The 18,520-nt window shown below is 71.7% G+C and carries 19 protein-coding genes; 10 read left to right on the top strand and 9 right to left on the bottom strand.

Annotation, left to right across the window (positions count from 1 at the left end):
* The first annotated feature begins 160 nt into the window (after positions 1-160).
* Entirely contained in the window at positions 161-1,279 is a 1,119-nt protein-coding gene (locus OG285_RS01775; protein ID WP_371789936.1) for a YeiH family protein, read from the top strand.
* 90 nt (positions 1,280-1,369) lie between these two features.
* On the opposite strand, the gene OG285_RS01770 is transcribed toward OG285_RS01775, so the two are convergent.
* From OG285_RS01770 to OG285_RS01755, 4 genes are read right to left on the bottom strand one after another with little or no spacing between them, the layout of a single operon-like run.
* Positions 1,370-2,845, bottom strand: a complete 1,476-nt coding sequence (locus OG285_RS01770; RefSeq protein WP_356835314.1) for a sialate:H+ symport family MFS transporter — start codon at positions 2,843-2,845, stop codon at positions 1,370-1,372.
* A gap of 59 nt (positions 2,846-2,904) precedes the next feature.
* Entirely contained in the window at positions 2,905-3,615 is a 711-nt protein-coding gene (locus OG285_RS01765; protein ID WP_371789935.1) for a putative N-acetylmannosamine-6-phosphate 2-epimerase, read from the bottom strand.
* Positions 3,612-4,571 carry an ROK family protein gene (locus OG285_RS01760; protein ID WP_371789934.1) on the bottom strand — a complete coding sequence of 320 codons (960 nt, stop codon included), beginning with the start codon at positions 4,569-4,571 and terminating at the stop codon, positions 3,612-3,614. Before OG285_RS01760 ends, OG285_RS01765 begins: the two co-directional genes overlap by 4 nt.
* Positions 4,568-5,527 (bottom strand): dihydrodipicolinate synthase family protein, encoded by a 960-nt coding sequence (locus tag OG285_RS01755; RefSeq protein WP_371789933.1) that lies wholly within the window; start codon positions 5,525-5,527, stop codon positions 4,568-4,570. The genes OG285_RS01760 and OG285_RS01755 overlap by 4 nt, the downstream gene beginning before the upstream one ends.
* A 168-nt stretch (positions 5,528-5,695) precedes the next feature.
* Between OG285_RS01755 and OG285_RS01750 the strand changes: the two genes are divergently transcribed.
* Both OG285_RS01750 and OG285_RS01745 read left to right on the top strand, forming a co-directional pair.
* A complete protein-coding gene (locus OG285_RS01750) occupies positions 5,696-6,391 on the top strand; it encodes a FadR/GntR family transcriptional regulator (RefSeq protein ID WP_356835322.1) in 696 nt (231 codons plus the stop codon).
* A gap of 150 nt (positions 6,392-6,541) precedes the next feature.
* Positions 6,542-7,078 (top strand): type 1 glutamine amidotransferase domain-containing protein, encoded by a 537-nt coding sequence (locus tag OG285_RS01745; protein ID WP_356835324.1) that lies wholly within the window; start codon positions 6,542-6,544, stop codon positions 7,076-7,078.
* A 102-nt stretch (positions 7,079-7,180) separates the two neighbouring features.
* Here OG285_RS01745 and OG285_RS01740 read toward each other — a convergent pair whose 3' ends face one another.
* On the bottom strand, positions 7,181-7,366 hold the full coding sequence (locus tag OG285_RS01740) for a hypothetical protein (protein ID WP_356835326.1): 186 nt from the start codon (positions 7,364-7,366) through the stop codon (positions 7,181-7,183).
* A 256-nt stretch (positions 7,367-7,622) separates the two neighbouring features.
* Here OG285_RS01740 and OG285_RS01735 point away from each other — a divergent pair, with 256 nt between their 5' ends.
* The 4 genes from OG285_RS01735 to OG285_RS01720 all read left to right on the top strand — a co-directional run bounded on the left by OG285_RS01735 (position 7,623) and on the right by OG285_RS01720 (position 11,952).
* Positions 7,623-8,417: an SAM-dependent methyltransferase gene (locus tag OG285_RS01735; protein WP_371789932.1), complete on the top strand. Its 795-nt coding sequence runs from the start codon at positions 7,623-7,625 to the stop codon at positions 8,415-8,417.
* 101 nt (positions 8,418-8,518) lie between these two features.
* Positions 8,519-9,277: a transcriptional regulator gene (locus OG285_RS01730; RefSeq protein WP_371789931.1), complete on the top strand. Its 759-nt coding sequence runs from the start codon at positions 8,519-8,521 to the stop codon at positions 9,275-9,277.
* Complete coding sequence (locus OG285_RS01725; RefSeq protein ID WP_371789930.1) at positions 9,274-10,242, top strand: pyridoxal-phosphate dependent enzyme; 969 nt, start codon at positions 9,274-9,276, stop codon at positions 10,240-10,242. Before OG285_RS01730 ends, OG285_RS01725 begins: the two co-directional genes overlap by 4 nt.
* 261 nt (positions 10,243-10,503) lie before the next feature.
* Positions 10,504-11,952, top strand: a complete 1,449-nt coding sequence (locus tag OG285_RS01720) for a sugar porter family MFS transporter (protein ID WP_356835334.1) — start codon at positions 10,504-10,506, stop codon at positions 11,950-11,952.
* A 92-nt stretch (positions 11,953-12,044) separates the two neighbouring features.
* On the opposite strand, the gene OG285_RS01715 is transcribed toward OG285_RS01720, so the two are convergent.
* Both OG285_RS01715 and OG285_RS01710 read right to left on the bottom strand, forming a co-directional pair.
* Positions 12,045-12,959 carry a serine hydrolase gene (locus OG285_RS01715; protein ID WP_371789929.1) on the bottom strand — a complete coding sequence of 305 codons (915 nt, stop codon included), beginning with the start codon at positions 12,957-12,959 and terminating at the stop codon, positions 12,045-12,047.
* The gene (locus OG285_RS01710; RefSeq protein WP_371789928.1) at positions 12,956-13,831 is read right to left on the bottom strand and encodes a LysR family transcriptional regulator; all 876 of its coding nucleotides are present in this window, start codon (positions 13,829-13,831) and stop codon (positions 12,956-12,958) included. Before OG285_RS01710 ends, OG285_RS01715 begins: the two co-directional genes overlap by 4 nt.
* Positions 13,832-13,998: 167 nt before the next feature.
* On the opposite strand from OG285_RS01710, the gene bla reads away from it, so the two are divergent.
* Positions 13,999-14,955, top strand: coding sequence for a class A beta-lactamase (gene bla, locus OG285_RS01705; protein ID WP_371789927.1), 957 nt, complete (start codon positions 13,999-14,001; stop codon positions 14,953-14,955).
* Positions 14,956-15,031: 76 nt separating this feature from the next.
* Here bla and OG285_RS01700 read toward each other — a convergent pair whose 3' ends face one another.
* Entirely contained in the window at positions 15,032-15,652 is a 621-nt protein-coding gene (locus OG285_RS01700) for an L-threonylcarbamoyladenylate synthase (RefSeq protein ID WP_371789926.1), read from the bottom strand.
* A gap of 99 nt (positions 15,653-15,751) precedes the next feature.
* On the opposite strand from OG285_RS01700, the gene OG285_RS01695 reads away from it, so the two are divergent.
* Together OG285_RS01695 and OG285_RS01690 are read left to right on the top strand one after the other, a co-directional pair.
* A complete protein-coding gene (locus OG285_RS01695) occupies positions 15,752-16,105 on the top strand; it encodes a PadR family transcriptional regulator (protein ID WP_356835344.1) in 354 nt (117 codons plus the stop codon).
* Positions 16,102-17,115: a permease prefix domain 1-containing protein gene (locus tag OG285_RS01690; protein WP_356835346.1), complete on the top strand. Its 1,014-nt coding sequence runs from the start codon at positions 16,102-16,104 to the stop codon at positions 17,113-17,115. Before OG285_RS01695 ends, OG285_RS01690 begins: the two co-directional genes overlap by 4 nt.
* Before the next feature lie 17 nt (positions 17,116-17,132).
* On the opposite strand, the gene OG285_RS01685 is transcribed toward OG285_RS01690, so the two are convergent.
* Complete coding sequence (locus OG285_RS01685) at positions 17,133-18,158, bottom strand: hypothetical protein (protein WP_371789925.1); 1,026 nt, start codon at positions 18,156-18,158, stop codon at positions 17,133-17,135.
* Positions 18,159-18,520 lie beyond the last annotated feature (362 nt).

Below are 18,520 nucleotides of genomic sequence, written 5' to 3'. Positions count from 1 at the left end.
CATACGGCGCTCGTCCGTACGGAACATGTGATCCGGCGCGCTCGTTCCGCGCCCCTCGTCCGGGTCGGACGTCATAGGAAAACCTTCATAGGGGAACCCTATGGCCTGGTGCCGGATTCGCGTCTACCGGGCCGCGGGGATCCGTCACACGCTGGTGATCATGACACTGAGTACGGAGCGCACCCACTCACCGCCCCCCGGTCGGCAGTCGGCGAAGCCGTCACCGGGCGCCGGCGCGTCCGTACCGGGACCGGTGCGCCGCAACGCCCCCGGCCTCGCGCTCGCCGTCGTCGGACTCGGCCTCGCCGAGGGCGTGCACGCCCTGCTGCCCGCCGTGCCGATGCTGACGGCCGCCGTCGTGCTCGGAGTCGTGGCGGCACACGTACCCGGGGTGCATCCGTTCGTACGGGGCCGGGGCCGTGCCGGGCTCTCGACGGCCGGCAAGCGGCTGATGCGGGGCGGCATCGTGCTGCTCGGGCTCAAGCTCAGCATCGGCGACGTCCTCGGCCTCGGCTGGGCGACGGTGACGATGGTGCTCGGTGTGGTGCTCGCGACCTTCGCCGGAACCTGGTGGCTCGGCCGGAAGCTGGGCCTGCCCGGCGACCAGCCGCTGCTGATCGCCACCGGGTACTCCATCTGCGGTGCCTCGGCGATCGGCGCCGTCAGCGGAGCGCTCGGCAAGGACGAGGACGACGAGAAGCTGGCGGCCGACGTGGCGACCTCGGTCGCCCTGGTCACCCTGTGCGGGACCCTCGCCATCGCGGTCCTTCCGCTGCTGCACCATCCGCTCGGCCTGGACGACGTCCAGTTCGGCCGCTGGGTGGGCGCCGGCGTCCACGATGTCGGCCAGGTCGTGGCCACCGCGCAGACCTCGGGCCCGACCGCGCTCGGCGAGGCCGTGATGGTCAAGCTGATCCGGGTGGCGATGCTCGCACCGCTGGTCGCCGGGGTCGCGGTGGCCCACCGGCGGCGCCGCGCCCACGAGGCGGCCGGCGGCGAGCAGGCGGTGGGCACCCGCCGCCCGGCGGTGGTGCCGCTCTTCGTGATCGGTTTCCTGGCGATGACGGCCCTGCGCAGCACGGGCCTGCTGCCCACCGGACTGCTCGACGCCGCCGACACCGCGCAGCAGCTCCTGCTGGCCATGGCGCTCTTCGGCCTCGGCAGCGCCGTCCATCTGCCGTCGCTCGCCCGCTCCGGAGCCAGGACGGCACTGCTCGGCCTCGCCTCCTGGGGGGTGGTCGCGTCGGTGAGCTACGCGGGCGTCCTGCTCACCACCTGAGTCCGCGCACCCGGGCCGCCGCCCCGGAACAGCACTCCGGCGGGCAGCCATCGATGGCCGCCCGCCGGAGTGCTGTTCCGGGTACGGAGGTCAGGTCCGGGCCCGCTCCTGCTCGGGCAGCGGGGAGGACGGCGCACCGGGCAGCTCCGCGGCCAGGTGGTCGTGGATGCCGTCCGGGTCGGTCAGCCGGTTGAGCCGGGCCGGCACATCGAAGCCGACCAGCAGGACGACCAGGACCGTGCCCGCGAAGGTCAGCACGGCGAGGGCCCGGCCCAGCGACATGCCTGACGCCAGATGCGCGCCCAGGACCGGGGCCACCGCGCCGCCCAGCGCTCCGACGTTGTAGGTGAAACCGAGCGCGGCGGCACGGCTCTCGGTCGGGAAGTGGCCGCCGATGTAGCGCGGCAGCAGCCCGGAGATGCCGAAACTGAGGGCCTGCAGCACGAACAGCAGACCACCGAGCAGCAGCATGTTGTCGCGAACGGCGAACACCGGGAACACGAAGACCATCGACGCCAGCAGGGTGAACGCGTAGGCCTTCCTCGTACCGATCCAGTCGCCGACGAATCCGGCCAGCCAGCAGCCGGCCATCGTGCCGAACCCGGCGAAGAAAAGGGCGTCACTGACCTGGTCCGGCGAGTAGCCCAGTTCGGTCTTGAGGTACGTCGGCAGCAGCGCCTGGATGGGCCAGGTGTACAGGAAGGCGAAGAAGACGGTCACGATCATCGACACGTACAGCAGCCAGCTGCGCCGCCCGCCCAGCTGTACCGCGAGGACGAGGAGGCTGATGCCCGCCAGGACCGAGAGGACGGGGACGAGTCCCGCACCGGTCGGGGTGAAGACGGCGAACAGGGCGACGGTCGCGACGACCACCAGCCCCGTATTGACCGCGGCCCGGGCCGGAGTGGAGAAGAGCGGACGGAACGGATTCGGTCTGGCGGTCTTCGCCTTGACCGACTCGCTCCACTCGGGGGCCTCGGGCAGGGCTCGCCGCAGCCACAGGGCGACCACGATCGGCACCAGGCCGATGTAGAACATCCAGCGCCAGCCGAGGGCCGGGACGATCCACTTGTACGCCTGGGCCGCCAGCACCGAACCCACGGAGAAGCCGGAGATCAGGAAGCCGCTCGCCCGGTTGCGCAGCCGCGCGGGCCAGCTCTCCATGGCGTACGTGGCGCTCGCGCTGTACTCGCCGGCCATGCCCATGCCGATCGCCAGGCGCGCGACGAACAGGCTGGTGTAGTCCCACGACAGACCGCAGGCGAAGGTGCCGAGCGAGTAGAGCAGGATGCTCACGATCATCGACAGTTTGCGCCCGTACCGGTCGCCCAGGGCGCCGAGTACGGCCCCGCCGAGCCAGCGGGTGATGAACGCGGCGGACACCAGGCTGGCGGCCTGCACCGTGCTCAGGTGGAAGTCGTCACTGATCTCGGTGAGGACCAGGGTGATCACGACGAAGTCGAAGCCGTCCAGGACATAGCCGATCCAGGCGGCGAAGAACGACTTCCACTGGGTGCGGGATACCTCGCGGTACCAGGGGAGCGGAACTTGAGTGGTGTGGTGCACGGTGCCTCCAGAATGCCGGACGGACTCGGCGTTGGGGCCGTCCGGCAGGCGCTGATGCGCTATCGCTGGGCCAGTTCCGAGACGAACGTGGCGGTCAGGGCGGTGGGAGCGGTGATGGCGGTGCCGACGACGACGCTGTGGGCGCCGTGCGCGAGGGCGGCCGCGGCCTCGTGCGGATTGCGGATACGGCCTTCGGCGACGACCGGGACGTCCACCGCGCCGGCGAGGGCGGCGACCAGGGCGAGGTCGGGCCCCTCCTGCCGCGGTGAGCCGGGAACATACCCGGAGAGGGTGGTCGACACCAGGTCCGCGCCCTCGGCCGCCGCGGCGACGCCCTCGTCGAGGGTCGAGACATCGGCCATCACCAGGGCGCCCGCCGCGTGGACGGCCCCGGCGAGAGCGGCGAAGGTGCTGCCGTCGGGGCGGGGCCGTGCGGTCGCGTCGGCGGCGACCACATCGGCTCCCGCCTCCACGAGCGCCAGGGCGTGCCGGACGGTCGGCGTGATGTACACACCGGTGTCGCCGTCCTTCCACAGACCGATCAGGGGGAGGTCCACGGATTCCCGGATCGCCGCCACCACTGCGGGCTCGTTGGCACGTACGGCTGCCGCGCCGCCCGCCGCGGCGGCCCGGGCCAGCCGGACCAGGGTGCCGGTCTCCCGCATCGGGTCGCCGGGAGGGGCCTGACAGGACACGATGAGCCGGCCCCGGAGTGCCCCGGCCAGTGCTGCGGCCGGTGTGCTGGACGGCGTACGGGACGGTGTGCTCATGGTTGGGCTCCCGGTCTGTGCAGGGGGACGGTGGTGGTGAGGGCGGCGGCGCCGAGTACGGCGGCGTCGGCGCCGTGCAGTGGCGCCGCCGGGCGCAGCCGGCGCAGCGGCGGCATCAGCTCGCCCGTGAAGGCGTCGGTCAGGGCGTCCCAGTAGAGGGGGCCGATTCCCGGTACGCCGCCGCCGACGACGACCCGGTCGGGGCCCAGCGCGTTGGCGAGGCCGCCGAGCGCACGGCCCATCGCCCGCGCTCCGGTGGTGATGGCCCGTACCGCACCGCCGTCACCCGCCGCGGCGCGCTCGGCGACGGTCTGGAGCCGGTCGGCGGCCCGTCCGGTGAGTCGCTCGTACAGGGCGGTGATGCCGGGCCCGGACGCCACCGCTTCGAGGTGCCCGGTGCCGCCGCAGGTGCAGTCGAGCCCGTCCGCATCGGGGCTCGGCAGATGCCCGAGATGACCCGCGATGCCCGCGGCTCCGTGCAGCATCCGCCCGTCGCAGGCGAGTGCGCCGCCGACCCCGGTGCCGACGGCCGCGAACAGCAGGGAGGCATGCTCGCCGCCGGTCGCGGCGAGCTCGGGTCCCGCGGTGGCGCGTACGTCGTTGTCGCAGGCGACCGGGAGGCCCGTGCGGTCCGCGAGGCCGGTTCCCAGCGCGGTGCCCGCCCAGCCTCGGATCGAGTCCGTCGCGCTGGTGACGGTGCCCGAAAGGGGGTCCACCACACCGGCCGCGGCGACACCGACCGCCACCGCGCCGCGGTCGACGGCGCGTGCTGCGGTGCACAGCGCGTCGAGCACGGCGCCGGCTCCCTCGGTCGCCGGAGTCGCCAGGGTGTGCCGGGCGAGCACCGCCCCGTCCGGCCCGACCAGGGCGGCAGCGATCTTCGTGCCGCCCAGGTCGAGGCCGATGACGGGACCCGTCGCCGGAGGGGGGCCCGGGTGCGTGGTCCGTGTCGTCATCGGGGAGGGGTCAGTCCGGCCGCGCGCAGCGGCTCGGCGATGAGCGCGAGGGATGCGGCGCCGAGCTGGATCTGCGGGAACGCGGTGTCGCCGCACGCGATGACACCGAGGAGCCGCAGAGCTCCCTTGAAGGAGCCGAGCGCCGACGAGCTGCGCCCCATGTCGCCTTCGGGGCCCACGTCCACGATGTCGAAGAGCGAGACGAGCCGCTCCTGCTCCTTGGCGGCCAGCGTCCAGTCACCGGCGCGGGCCGCCTCGTACAGCCGCACATAGGCCGCGGGGTCGACATTGCCGATGCCGGGTACGACGCCGTCGGCACCGGCCAGCAGGGCGGCGTCGACGGTGAGTTCCGAGCCGGTGAGGATGCTGAAGCGGGGGACGGGGCCCTGGCTCCGGCCGTCCCGGCCGCCGAGTTCGACGAGCAGGCGGCGCAGCCCGCCCTCGTCGCCGCTGCTGTCCTTGAGTCCGGCCAGGGTGCCGTCCTCGGCGAGTTCGCGGACGAGGGGTGCGGAGAGCTTGCTGTGCACCGAGACCGGAAGGTCGTACGCGAACAGCGGGAGGTCGACGCCCGCCCGGATCCGCCGGAAGTGCCCGGCGATCTCCTTGGGGTGCGTGCGTGTGTAGAAGGGCGCCGTGGCGACGAGCGCGTCCGCGCCGAGCCGGGCCGCGACCCGCGCGTGGTCGATCACGCGGGCGGTGGTGGTGTCGATGACACCGGCGAGCACCGGGACACGGCCGGCGGTCGCCCGGACCACGGTCTCCAGGACCGTCGCGCGCTGCGCGTCGGTGAGATAGGCGACCTCGCTGGTCGATCCCAGCGCGAACAGACCGTGCACACCTCCGCCGATGAGGTGCTCGACCAGGCGCGAGAGCGAATCGGTGTCGATCTCCCCGGTGGCGTCGAGCGGGGTGCAGACGGGCGGTACGACCCCGCGGAGGGGGGCGGTCAGAGCCATGGGGCTACTCCTGGTGCAAGTGGGGGGCTGGAGATTCTCTCCATGACATGAGACATCAGATGTCCTATGTCTTGAGGTTAGAATAGTCCCCACCTGGTGTGAATCGTCAAAGTGACCCCGGTCACGTTCCAGGCCTCCCGGTAGCAGGTCCCAGGAAGGAAACCCCCAGTGGTCCGCAGCACGGCGTCGGAGGACGTCCAAGCCCGTATCCGCCGGCTGATCCTGGATCGCGGACTGTCGCCCGGCAGCCCGCTGCCCACCGAGACCGAGCTGACCGGACTCTTCGGGGTCGGCCGGGTCACGGTCCGGGAAGCGCTCAAGGCGCTCCAGGCCCTGCGGGTCGTGGAGATCCGGCGCGGTGCCGGCACCTTCGTGGGCTCGCTCTCGCTGGCTCCGCTGGTCGAGGGCCTGGCGTTCCGTGCGGCGGTGCGCCACCGCAACGGCGAGGCGAGTCTGTTCGAACTCATGCGGGTGCGTGAGGCGCTGGAGGCAGGGCTGATCGACAGCGTCGCGGTGTCGGTGCCCGACGAGGACCTCGCGGTGCTGCGGGGGATCGTGACGGAAATGGAGGGCGAGGCCGCGCGGGGACGGATCGCCCGGAGCACGGACCGGGCCTTCCACCTGGTCCTGTACCGGTCCCTCGGGAACCATCTGCTCAGCGAAGTGCTCGACGCCTTCTGGGCCGCTCTCGACCAGGTGCGCGGCGACACCGGCGACGGGCATCAGGACCCGGCTGTCACGGTCGCCCAGCACCGGGAGATCGTCGAGGCCGTCGCGGCGGGCGATGGTCCGCGGGCCTGCGCCGCGATGCGTACCCACTTCGACGGCATCAGGGCGCGACTCGCGCCGGCCGTGGAGGGCTGAGGGCGGGCGGGGCCTCCCGGATGCGTGGCGGCCTGCCGGGTGCGCTCATGGTGGGGATGATTCGCCGGTCACGCGGGTAGGCGGACGGTCTTCCCGCGGTCGGCAGCGAACAGGCCGCGGGCACACGAGACCAGAAAGGTGACGACCATCATGAAGGTTGCGTTTCTCGTCGCGCCGGAGGGCGTGGAGCAGGTCGAACTGACCGATCCCTGGGCCGCGGTGGCCGCGGCCGGGGGCACACCCCACCTGGTGTCGACGCGGTCCGGGAAGATCCAGGCCTTCAACCACCTGGACAGGGCGGAGGAATTCCCCGTCGATGTGGATCTGGACACCGCCCGCACCGGGGACTACGGAGCTCTGGTGCTCCCCGGCGGGCTGGCCAATCCCGACGCGCTGCGGACGGACGAGCGGGCGGTGGCCTTCGTGAGGAGCTTCTTCGACGCGGGGAAGCCGGTCGCCGCGATCTGCCACGCTCCCTGGAGCCTCATCGAGGCCGACGTCGTGCGCGGCCGCACACTCACATCGTGGCCGAGCCTTCGTACCGACATCCGCAACGCCGGGGGAAGTTGGGTGGACGAGGAGGTCAAGGTGTGCACGGGCGGCCCGAACACCTTGGTCACCAGCCGTAACCCGGATGACCTTCCGGCCTTCTGCCGGGCCGTTGTCCGGGAGTTCGGCGTCAGCTGAACGCATCCGTGAACGAGGGGCACGGGTGTCCCGTGCGCTCGGACGGTGGGCCGTCCACGGCGCGGCTCTCAGGCAGCCGTGTCCGGCCGGTCCTGGCCGGTTCTACGGGAAGAGCGCCACGCCGACGATGATCAATACGATGATGCCGACGACGAGGGCGGCGCCGACCCAGGGTCCCCGGTGCTTCATCGGCGCCCTCGGGCCGCCGCCACGCGGCCGGTCCTCCGGCAGCATCGGATGTTCGGGCCTGTCCTGCGCGTAGAACTCCTTGTCCTGCAACTCAGTCATGGGAGGTCCTTCCGTCGTGACCTTCTTCCCATTGTAGGTTCGGTGGCCCCGTCGCCGCAGAAGCCCGGCTCCTGCCGGTCCGGTCCGTGACACCGGGCGGCGGGGGAGGGGGCCCAACTCGGTTCGTCCGCACGGGCGATGGGCTCCGGGGAGATCATCCGGCGGATTCCGGCGTCTATGCTCGCCGCAGGCCGGACGGGTGTTCACGGGCGCGGCACACCGGGCGCGACACCGAGAAGCGAAAAGGGCGGTAGGGATGAGCGAGCGGAACGACCGAGTGGCCGTACGGGGCAACCGGGCGAATTCGGCGCGGGTGTACGACTACATCCTGGGCGGTAAGGACCACTACGAAGTGGACCGGGTGGCTGCCGAGGCGTCGCTGCGTGCCTGGCCGGGGCTGCGGACGAGCATGCTGGCGAACCGGGCGACCATGCGGCGGATGGCCCACTGGCTGGCAGCGGAGGCCGGGATACGCCAGTTCCTGGACATCGGTACGGGCATTCCGACGGAGCCCAATCTGCACCAGGTCGTCCAGCGGCAGACTCCGGAAGCGCGGATCGTCTACGTGGACAACGACCCGATCGTCCTCGCCCACGCGGACGCGCTGATGCGCAGCACCCCCGAGGGGCGGACCGCCTACATCCAGGCGGACATGACCGAGCCGGGCACGCTCCTCACCGATCCCGCCCTCCGCGGGACGCTCGATATGGACGAGCCGGTGGGCCTGACGGTGATCGCCATGCTGCAGTTCGTGCAGGACGCGCAAGGTCTCATCGAGACGCTGATGGGATCGCTGGTACCGGGCAGTTATCTGGCGCTCACCCTCGCCACCGGCGACCTCGCACCCGAGTCCGGGGCGCTGGCACGTGAATACACCGAGCGCGGCATCCCCATGTACCTGCGCACCCGGACCGAGGTGGAGGCTCTGTTCACCGGGCTCGAACTGGTCGGACCCGGCGTGGTGCCGATGACGTCGTGGCGGCCCGCCGACGGCGTGGTACCGCCGGAGACCGAGACGAACATGTACGCGGGAGTGGCCCGCAAAGCCTGACCTCCGCACCCGAGGTCTGGACGATCCGTCCATCTACTAGACTGTTCGTCCAGACTCTCGGCGGGGCCTCCGCCGGGGATCCGATTCCTGGTGGAGGACGGATGGCGGAGCCGAGGCGGACCACCGGCACGGGCAGTGAACGGGCGGGGGAGCAGGACGCGATCATCGCCGCGCTCCTCCCCGTCGTCGACGGCATCGCCGCGACACTGGGCTCCTGCTGTGAAGCGGTGGTCCACGACTTCCGGCATCCGGAGGAGTCCGTCGTGGCCATCGCGGGCTCGGTCACCGGGCGCGCGGTCGGCGGCGCCATGAGCGAGATCGGCATGGGCCTCCTCGGCCGCGGCGATGCGGCGGAGAACCAGCTCAACTACCTCACCCGCACCCGGGACGGGAAGCTGGTCAAGTCCTCCACGATGGTCCTGCGCGACTCGGCGGGCACCGTGTTCGGGGCCCTGTGCGTGAACCTCGACATCACCGCCGTCAGTCAGGCGCACGCCCTGCTCGGCGACATCGCGGGCGTCGGCAGCCCCGCCGGGGTGCCGACCACGACCTTCGGCAACGACATCGACTCCGTCGTGGACGCACTCGTCGACGACCACCAGCTGCGGCAGAACAAGAGCTGGGCCGAGCTGGACCGGGCCCAGCGCGTCCAGCTGTTCCGCGGTCTGGACGGGCGTGGAGTCTTCGCCGTGCGGCGCGCGGTCGAGCAGGTCGCCTCGCGGCTCGGCATCTCCCGCGCCTCCGCCTACCACTACCTCTCCGAGGCCAGAGCCCCCGCGCCCACGCCCATGTCAACGTCCAACGGGTCCCGGCCGGACGGCCCGCCCGATACCGCGAGCCCAGACGGAGCCCCCGCATGACGAACCCACCGCCGGTCACCCTCGACGACGTCCGCGACGCCGCCGCGCGGATCAAGGGCGTGGCCCACCGCACCCCCGTGCTGCGCTCACGCACCCTGGACCGGCTCGTCGGCGCCGAGGTACTCCTCAAGTGCGAGAACTTCCAGCGAATCGGGGCCTTCAAGTTCCGCGGCGCCTACAACGCGGCCTCCCGCCTCTCCCCGGAGCAACTGGGCAAGGGCATCGCCGCGTACTCCTCGGGCAACCACGCGCAGGCCGTCGCCCTGGCCGCGAGGGAGCTGGGCACCACCGCGGTGATCCTGATGCCGGAGGACACTCCGCAGTCGAAGCTGGACGCCACCGCCGGTTACGGTGCGGAGATCGTCACGTACGACCGCTACACCGGCGACCGCGTCGCCATCGGTGAGGCCCTGGCCGCCGACCGCGGTCTCGCGCTCATCCCGCCGTACGAGCACCGGCACGTCATCGCCGGGCAGGGCACCGCCGCACTCGAACTCATCGAGGAGGCGGGGGAGCTCGACGCGCTGGTGGTGCCGGTCGGCGGTGGCGGACTGATGGCCGGCAGCGCGACCGTGGCCAAGGGGCTGCGGGACCGTATCCGGGTGACCGGCGTGGAACCGGAGGCCGGGGACGATACGAAGCGGTCCCTGGAGGCGGGCAGGCGGGTGTCCATCCCGGTGCCGCGCACCATCGCCGACGGCCAGGCGGCCGACATCCCCGGGGAACTGACCTTCTCCGTCAACCAGCGGCTGGTCGACGGCATCGACCTGGTGACCGACGACCAGATCCGCGACGCCATGCGGTTCGCCTTCGAACGCCTGAAGATCGTCATCGAGCCCAGCGGTGCCACCGGGCTGGCTGCCCTGCTGGCAGGCCGCGTCGACCGGCTCCCGCGGCGCGTCGGCGTGATCATTTCGGGCGGCAACATCGGCGCCCGCCGGTTCGCCGAGCTCTGCGGCAGCTGATTGCCCACGGGGTGGGGGCCACCGGGCTGAAGTGACCCGCGTGGCTCCACTGCCTGAAGACCTCTCGTCACCGATCTCACAGCCGCGTCATGGTCCCCTTCCCGCCCGGCCTTGAGGGAAATCACAGGTTTCAGGGAGACTGCCGCGATTTTGCGTGGGTACGCGAGCGCCGTGAAGGTGTTCCGTACACCGAAGCAAAGGGCGCTTTCACGAAGAGTGGAAGCGATAGCAGACAACGATGTCAGTCAGGTGATTGTGTTCATGGCGGAGACGGCTCCCCTCGCAGACGCACCCCAACGTGGCGGTAAGGCTGTAGGCATCTCCATTGCCGCCGCGGTCGGCGGTTTTCTTTTCGGCTTCGACTCGTCCGTCATCAACGGCGCGGTCGACGCGCTGGGCTCACATTTCCATCTCGGCTCCTTCCTCTCCGGATTCGTCGTCTCCATCGCTCTGCTGGGCTGTGCGGTCGGCGCCTGGTACGCGGGACGGCTGGCGGACAGCTGGGGACGCCGGCGCGTGATGGTGCTGGGCGCGGTGATGTTCATCATCAGCTCCGTGGGGTCGGCGACCGCGTTCTCCGTTCCCGACCTCATGGTGTGGCGGGTGGTCGGCGGTCTGGCCATCGGCGTCGCCTCCGTGATCGCACCGGCGTACATCTCCGAAGTGGCGCCCGCGAAGGGGCGCGGCGCCCTGGGGTCCCTGCAGCAGCTGGCGATCACCGTCGGTCAGCTGGTGGTGCTCAGCTCCAACAAGGGGTTGGCCGGCGCCGCGGGCGGCGCCTCGCAGGACCTCTGGTTCGGCATGCCGGCCTGGCGCTGGATGTTCCTGGTCGGTGTCATCCCGGCCCTGGTGTACGGCCTGCTGGCCATGCTGATCCCGGAATCCCCGCGCTACCTGGTGCTGAAGGGCGAGTACCGCAAGGCGGCCGGTGTGCTGGAGCGGGTGACCGGCGAGAGCGACCCCGAGGGCAAGGTCGAGCAGATCCGGGAGACCCTGGGCAACGAGCACCGCAGTACGTTCGCCGACATCCGCGGCAAGAGGTTCGGCCTGCACCCGCTGGTCTGGGTCGGCATCATCATGGCCGCGTTCCAGCAGCTGGTCGGCATCAACGCGATCTTCTACTACTCCACCACCCTCTGGAAGTCGGTCGGATTCAGCGAGTCCAGCTCGTTCACCACCTCGGTGATCACCGCCGGGATCAATGTGGTGATGACCGTGGTCGCCATGTTCTTCGTGGACCGGGTAGGCCGCCGCCGGCTGCTCACCATCGGCTCCATCGGAATGTTCCTGTCACTGCTGCTCACCGCCGTGGCCTTCTCCCAGCAGCACGGCAGCGGAGACAACGTGTCGCTGCCCAGCCCCTACGGGCCGCTGGCCCTGGTCGGTGCGAACGCCTTCGTCGTCTTCTTCGCGCTCTCGTGGGGCCCGATTCTGTGGATCATGCTGGCCGAGATGTTCCCGAACCGGATGCGCGCGATGGCGCTGGCCATCGGCACGGCCTCGAACTGGATCTTCAACTTCATCGTCACCTTCGCGTTCGAGCCGATGACCCGCCAGGTCGGCCTCTCGTGGCTGTACGGCACGTTCGCCTTCTTCGCCCTCGCCTCGTTCTTCTTCGTACGGGGCAAGGTCCCGGAGACGAAGCAGCTGGAGCTGGAGTCGATGACGGGCGAGACGTACCAGCGTTCGGTGGCAGGCCGGACGCCCTAGATCTCCCGTTCGCCGAGCGGCGGCTGCGGTATCGGCGTCCGGACGCGTCCGGACGCCGGTACTGTCCGGCCGGGCCGTGCGTACCGGCGCCGTCACACCCCCGCGTTGCCGCGCAGTTCCTCCACCGCGATACGGGCGGCCGCGCCGATCACGGCGTCGGCGCGCGGCAGTGTGCTGTCGGCTCGGGCCGCCTGGGTGAACACCACAGCGGTGTACGTGCTGCCGTCGGCCAGTTCGATCACTCCGGCTTCGTGCCGCATCGATCCGAACGTGCCGGTCTTGCCCGACACGGTCACGTCGTCGTAGGGGAATCCGGACGCGAGCCGGTGCTTCCACAGCTGTTTGCCCATGACGTCACGCATGAACGCGCAACTCTCGGCGGAGGCCGCCCGGCCGGTCCAGATCGCCCTCAGCAGCAGGGCCATGTCCGCAGGTGTGGCCGATGCCTTGGACAGGGGGTCGTAGACGACCGGCGGCACCGTCGTGTCGTTGTCCGCGATGCGCTCCAGCGCCTCGCTCAGCGAATCGGCCCCGGTCTCCGTCACCAACTGCGCGAACGTGGTGGCCACCCCGCCGTGCACGGTGGTGTCCCGCATGCCGAGGTCCCGGCACAACTCGTCGACGGCCGCGGTTCCGATCCGGTGCAGCACCGCGTCGGCCGCGGTGTTGTCGGAGATGGTCATCATCAGCGCGACCAGGTCCCGCAGGGACATGGACACCGGGTCCCGCAGGACGGAGATGCCGGTCGGGCCGGGCATCCGGTCCGACGCTTCGAGCGTGACCCGGTGGCGCGGGTCGACCGCTCCCGCGTCCACCAGCCGGCAGAACGCGACCATCAGCGGCAGCTTGTAGACGGAGCCGACAGGGACCGCCTCGCCGGGATCGAGCGCGATGTGCGCATCCGGACGCCACAGTTCGGCCACGTGCAGCCAGCCGCGGACCCCCGCGTCGGCGAACATGCCGCGGATCGTGCGCTGCACACCGCTCTCGCTCCGGGACCCGGTCATTTCGCCGCCTGCAGGGACAGAGCCTCGACCACCAACTGCGCGGTCCGTGCGGTCCATTCGCAGTCGGGACGCCGCGCGTCCCACACCACGCGCAGCCGCAGGGGCAGCGCCGGGTCGGTCGCCCTGACCCGCTCGACGCCGTCGGCCGTCAGGGTGTCGTCGGCCGTGACCAGCACCGCCTGCCCCGCCGCGACCAGCGCCAGTCCCGCGCGCTCGTCGGTCACCACCAGGGTCTCCACCCGGCGCCCGCGGCTGGCCAGGGTGTCGACGAACAGGTCGTGCGCCGCGGGCGCTTCGTGCCGCGGGCGTACGGCGACGGGCAGGCGCCGGGCCGCTCCCGAGACGCCCGCAGGCCGGTCGGCGGGCGAGAGGAGCCAGGTCGGGAAGAGCACCACCCGGTCCGCCGCCAGACCGTGCAGGACGGCCGGGTGCCGGACCACCGCGAGGTCGAGCCGCCCCGCAGCGGTCTCGGACAGCAGAGTGACGGTCGGCGCCGTCGTCACGGCGATCCGGCTCCGCTCGCCGGCGCGGACGGGCGCGGCCGCCACGGCGGCCGCGACCCGGGCCGGCACCTCGGGCGCCAGCCCCAGTCTCAGCCGACGGCCGTCGGCCTGCTCGCGGGACCCGGCCTCCCGCAGCTCCGTGAGCGCCGTCAGCGCCCGGCGGGCGTGCGGCAGGAGCAGCGCCCCCTCATCGGTGAGCGTGACACCCCGGTCGCGGTCGAAGAGCCGGACGCCCAGCAGGGCCTCCAGCCGCCGCAGCCCCTGGGACAGTGGCGGCTGGGTGATCCCCACGCGCAGCGCGGCGGAGCCGAAGTGCTCCTCCTCCGCGAGCGCGACAAAGATCTCCAGATGCCGTTCGGTCAGCAACATGCCCTCCGACGTGCGCAGATATCCATATCGAATCGCCCTGAGGTCGAGAGTGTATTCGACATGGATCCGCGCCGCCGACTTGACTGTGCGCCGTGCGGATCCGGCCCGCCCGGTACCTCCGGCGCGGCCCGGACCTTCCTGACCACGCGACAAGGAACGAGGCCACCGTGCACACCACCGAATCAACCACCGAATCTGTTCCGTCCCGCCGGACCGTACTGGCCCTCGGCGCCGGTACCGCCCTGGCCGCCCTGACGCCCGCCGCCGGCCGGGCCTACGCCTCATCGCCCGGCGCCGGTGTCTCCCGGCGGCCGGCCGACATCTCCCCGCAGCTGAGGGCGCTCGAAAAGGAGCATGCGGCCCGGCTGGGAGTGTTCGCCCGCGACACGGCCACGGGCGCGACGGTGCTGTACCGCGCCCACGAACGCTTCCCGATGTGCTCGGTGTCCAAGGCCGTGGCCGTCGGGGCCGTGCTGCGTGACCTCGACCACGACGGCCGGTTCCTGGCCAAGCGCATCCGGTACACCGAAGCACTCGTCAAGAAGTCGGGCTACGCCCCGGTCACCGGAAAGCCGGAGAACATCGCCAACGGCCTGACCGTCGCCGAGCTGTGCGCTGCCGCTCTCGGTGAGAGCGACAACGCCGCGGCGAACCTCCTGCTCACCCAGCTCGGCGGACCGGCAGCGGTCACCCGCTTCAGCCGTTCGATCGGGGACAGGACGACCCGGCTCGACCGGTGGGAGCCGGAACTGAACTCGGCGGAGCCCTGGCGGGTCACCGACACCAGCAGCCCCGGTGCCATCGGGACCACGGTCGGCCGCCTCGTCGTGGGCCGTGTACTGACCCCCGGTCACCGCGAGAAACTGACCGGCTGGCTGACGGCGAACACCACGGACAGCGAACGCTTCGGAAAGGGCCTGCCCGCCGACTGGATCCTGGCGGACAAAACGGGGACCGGGGATTACGGCGTCGCCAACGACGTGGGGGTCGTATGGCCCCCACGTCGGTCGCCGCTGCTGCTGTCGGTGCTCTCCACCAAGCGCGACGCGCAGGCGCCCGCGGACGACGCGCTCGTGGCGAGGGCCGCCGCACTCGTGGCCGGGGCGCTCACGGCCACCGCGTGACGGCGGCAACCTGGTGAACACGTCCACCGTGTGCAGGCGCCAACTGCGTTGGTGCGGTGGCCGCTTGCACGCCTGACTACTCGAATCGTGCGGTGTCGCCCGCCCCTCGGCGTACGATCTCGGGCTCACCGTCGGAGAAGTCGATGACCGTGGTCGGCGCGGTCCCGCAGTCGCCCGAGTCGACCACGGCGTCCACCACATGGTCGAGCCGTTCCTTGATCTCCCAGCCCTGTGTCATCGGCTCGTCCTCGTCGGGGAGCAGCAGAGTGCTGGAGAGGAGCGGCTCGCCCAGCTCGGCGACCAGCGCCTGAGCGACCACATGATCGGGGATCCGGACACCGACCGTCTTCTTCTTCGGGTGCAGCAGCTGACGCGGTACCTCCTTCGTCGCCGGGAGGATGAACGTGTAGCTGCCAGGGGTCGCCGCCTTGATCGCGCGGAACACGTCGTTGTCGATGTGGACGAACTGCCCCAGCTGGGCGAAGTCCTGGCACACGAGGGTGAAGTGGTGACGATCGTCGAGGTTCCGGATCGACCGGATGCGGCTGATGCCTTCGCGGTTGCCCAGCTGGCAGCCCAGCGCGTAACAGGAGTCCGTCGGATACGCGACGAGCGCACCGGAGCGGAGACTCTCGGCCACCGTGCTGATGGTGCGCCGCTGCGGATTGTCCGGGTGCACGTCAAAATACTTCGCCATCCACCGAGCCTACGCGGTCGGCGGCCCGGTGGCAGCTGCTGTTGGTCGCCCGTCATCGGCTCTGGACGATAGTGTGTGTCACACAGTATCGTGTCGGTCGTGACTGAATCTGAGTTGCTCGACGCGCACCGGCAGGAGCTGCGTCGCGGCTCCGTCGTGCTGGCGAGCCTCCTCGCACTACGAGAGCCCGAGTACGGCTACCGGCTGCTCGATGTGCTGGAACGCGCGGGAGTGCCGGTCGCGGCCAACACGCTGTATCCGCTGCTGCGCCGGCTGGAGGGCCAGGGGCTGCTGCTGAGTGAGTGGGACACCAGCCAGGCCAGGCCGCGCAAGATCTACCGGACCACCGGCGACGGCGTCCTCCTGGCGGAGGCGCTCCAGCACGAGTGGCAGGCGATCGGCACGGCTCTGGCATGTCTCGACCCGGAAACCACGAAAGGGGAAAAGCCGTGACCGCCACTCTGACCGACCGCTACGTCAGCACCGTCGTGCGACGCGTGCCGGACAAGGAGCGGAGCGACATCGAGCGGGAGCTGCGCGCCGCGATCGGCGATGACGCCGACGCCCGTGTCGCCCGCGGACAGACTCCGGACGAGGCCGAGTACGCGGCGCTGAGCGACCTGGGCAACCCGGCGCGACTCGCCGCGCGTTACGCCCGCCGGGCCGTCGCGCTGATCGGCCCCGACCTGTACCCGGACTACAAGCAGGCGCTGCGCGGGGTGTCACTGGCGGTCCTGCCCCCGGTGTATGCGGTGCTCGCGATCGTCCACCACGCCCGCGGGGAGAACATCTGGGTGACGCTCTTCCGGCCGATCGGGAACACGGTGACGGTGGCGCTCTACCTCGCTGTCGGGGTGACCGTGCTGTTCGCAGCCGTGGACCGGGCCGTGAGTGCCGCGTCCGGCACTGCGGCGGGCACCGGGTGGACACCCGACCGGCTGGCGCCCGTGCAGGTGCGCCGGGAGGCCAGCCGGCGGGACCTGATCGGTCTGGTCGGCAAGGCCGCACTCGTCATCGCGCTGCTCCTCGTGCAGAGGTGGGTCTCGCCGGTGACCGGGGGTTCGGGTGCGGCCGTACCCGTCATCGACCCCGCGTTGTGGGGCGGGTGGATCCCGTATTTCATGACCCTGATCGCGCTCGCCGTCGTCCTGCGGGCGGTCGAGGTGCGGCTGCGCCGCTGGAGCCCGGTGACCTCCGTCATCGACACGGCCCTCACGCTCGCCGGAGCCCTGCCCCTCGCCTGGCTGTTCTGGGAGGCGCGTGTACTGAACCACGCCATCCCCGGCAGCGGCGGAGCGGTCAGCGGCGGGGCGCTCACCACCCACGGCAGCTGGATCTCCTGGGCGGGTGTCCTCTTCGCCGCTGTGGTCGTGGTCGCGCGGCTCACCGACATCTGGCGCGGCCGCCGGCCCGCCGATGGCCGGCCGATGAGAGCCAGGAAGCCGGCTGCGCCCGCCCTGTGACGGTCCGCCGGACCGGCTCAGCTGCTGAAGCCGGCGTGGACGTGGTCGTGGTGGGTGGCGTCCGAGAAGAACTGGTTGGCCGTGGCGCCGCCCCCGAGCTGGACCGGTCCGCCGACGTTGTACGAACCGGCCGCCGCCGCGGCGCGCATGAAGGACTCGATCAGGGAGCGGGGCGTCGACGCGGCGACCACGGGCCGGCCGTTGATGCGCCATACGTCGAAGGCGCGGCCGAGCGGGTGATCGCTGGGCCGGTCGGTGCCGAAGACGTCCAGCGGATGTCCGGACCGCACGACGCTCACATCGATGCGGTAGCGGTCCGCCAGCCGTAGCAGTGCCGTGAGCGCGCTGGGGTGGACCGCACCGCTGCGGATGTCGGCCGCCGAGGCCGGCGGCAGGCTGATGCGGCGGTCGGCGAGAACCTTGCGGGCCGTGTCGGACAGCGTGGTCGAGGCCGGCCCCGGAGCGGCCGGGTGGAGCGCCTTCACCGACCAGCGCGGCCGCGCCCGGCTCAGCCGTACGTCCACCGTCGTACCGCCGCCTGCCACCGGGCCGCCGCCGGAACGAGTCCACTGCCTGCACACGACCAGGACGCTGGCGGAGTCGGTCAGGATGCCGCCGTACTGCGCGTCGATGACCTGCAGAACGGACTCGTCCGCGCCGGACAGCAACGGCCCCGCCTGATCCGCGAGCGCACCGGGCAGGCCGAGCGCGGTCACTCTGGCCCGGGCCTTCGACGTACCGCCGCCGCCCGGCCGCCAGGTGCCCAGTGCCTCGACGAGCTGTACGGCGCGCAGCTTCACGGCCGGTTCCACGTCCGCCGCGTTCGGCCGCCAGGCCGTCGTGTGCGGCAGTGCGGCCGACGACGGTGTGGCACCTGCCGAGGCCGACGACACGGAGGCGGTCGGGGCGGAGAGCCGCGGGCCGCGGGTGCCGTCGGACCTGCCCGAGCATCCGGAGGCGGTGAGCGCGAGCGCCGCCGCGCTCAGCAGGACCGAGCGGCGGCCGGGGTCTGCCGGGCCGTGCGCGGTGGAGGGGATCGTCATCTTCGGCTCCTGCTTCCGTACGGTGTTGATCGTCCTGGCGGGCCCGGCCCGGCCGCTGTGTCCCCGCGTTCAGCTCATCGCCGGCGCCCCGGCGGGCCGAGTGTCTGCCACCCCCCCCCCGGCGCGGGTCCGGGGGAGGCTGAGACTGCCACCCCCGCTCGCGCCGCAGTACGCGGAAGGGCGAGGACGCATGACCTATGTGACGTTCCGTCAGTGGACAGCGACCGGGCGGGGAGCGGCCGGGCTGCCCCGGCCCGACTGCTGTCCGTAGGCGGCGACCCTAGGAACCGGCGCTCCACCCCCGGGTGCGCCACGCCACCGGGCCACCCGCAATGCACCCCAACGGCAGGCGGCGGCATCCG

Source organism: Streptomyces sp. NBC_01471 (assembly GCF_041438865.1).
GTDB lineage: Bacteria > Actinomycetota > Actinomycetes > Streptomycetales > Streptomycetaceae > Streptomyces.
Note: the sequence above shows the minus strand (reverse complement) of the source record. Positions and strands in the feature narration are given on the sequence as shown.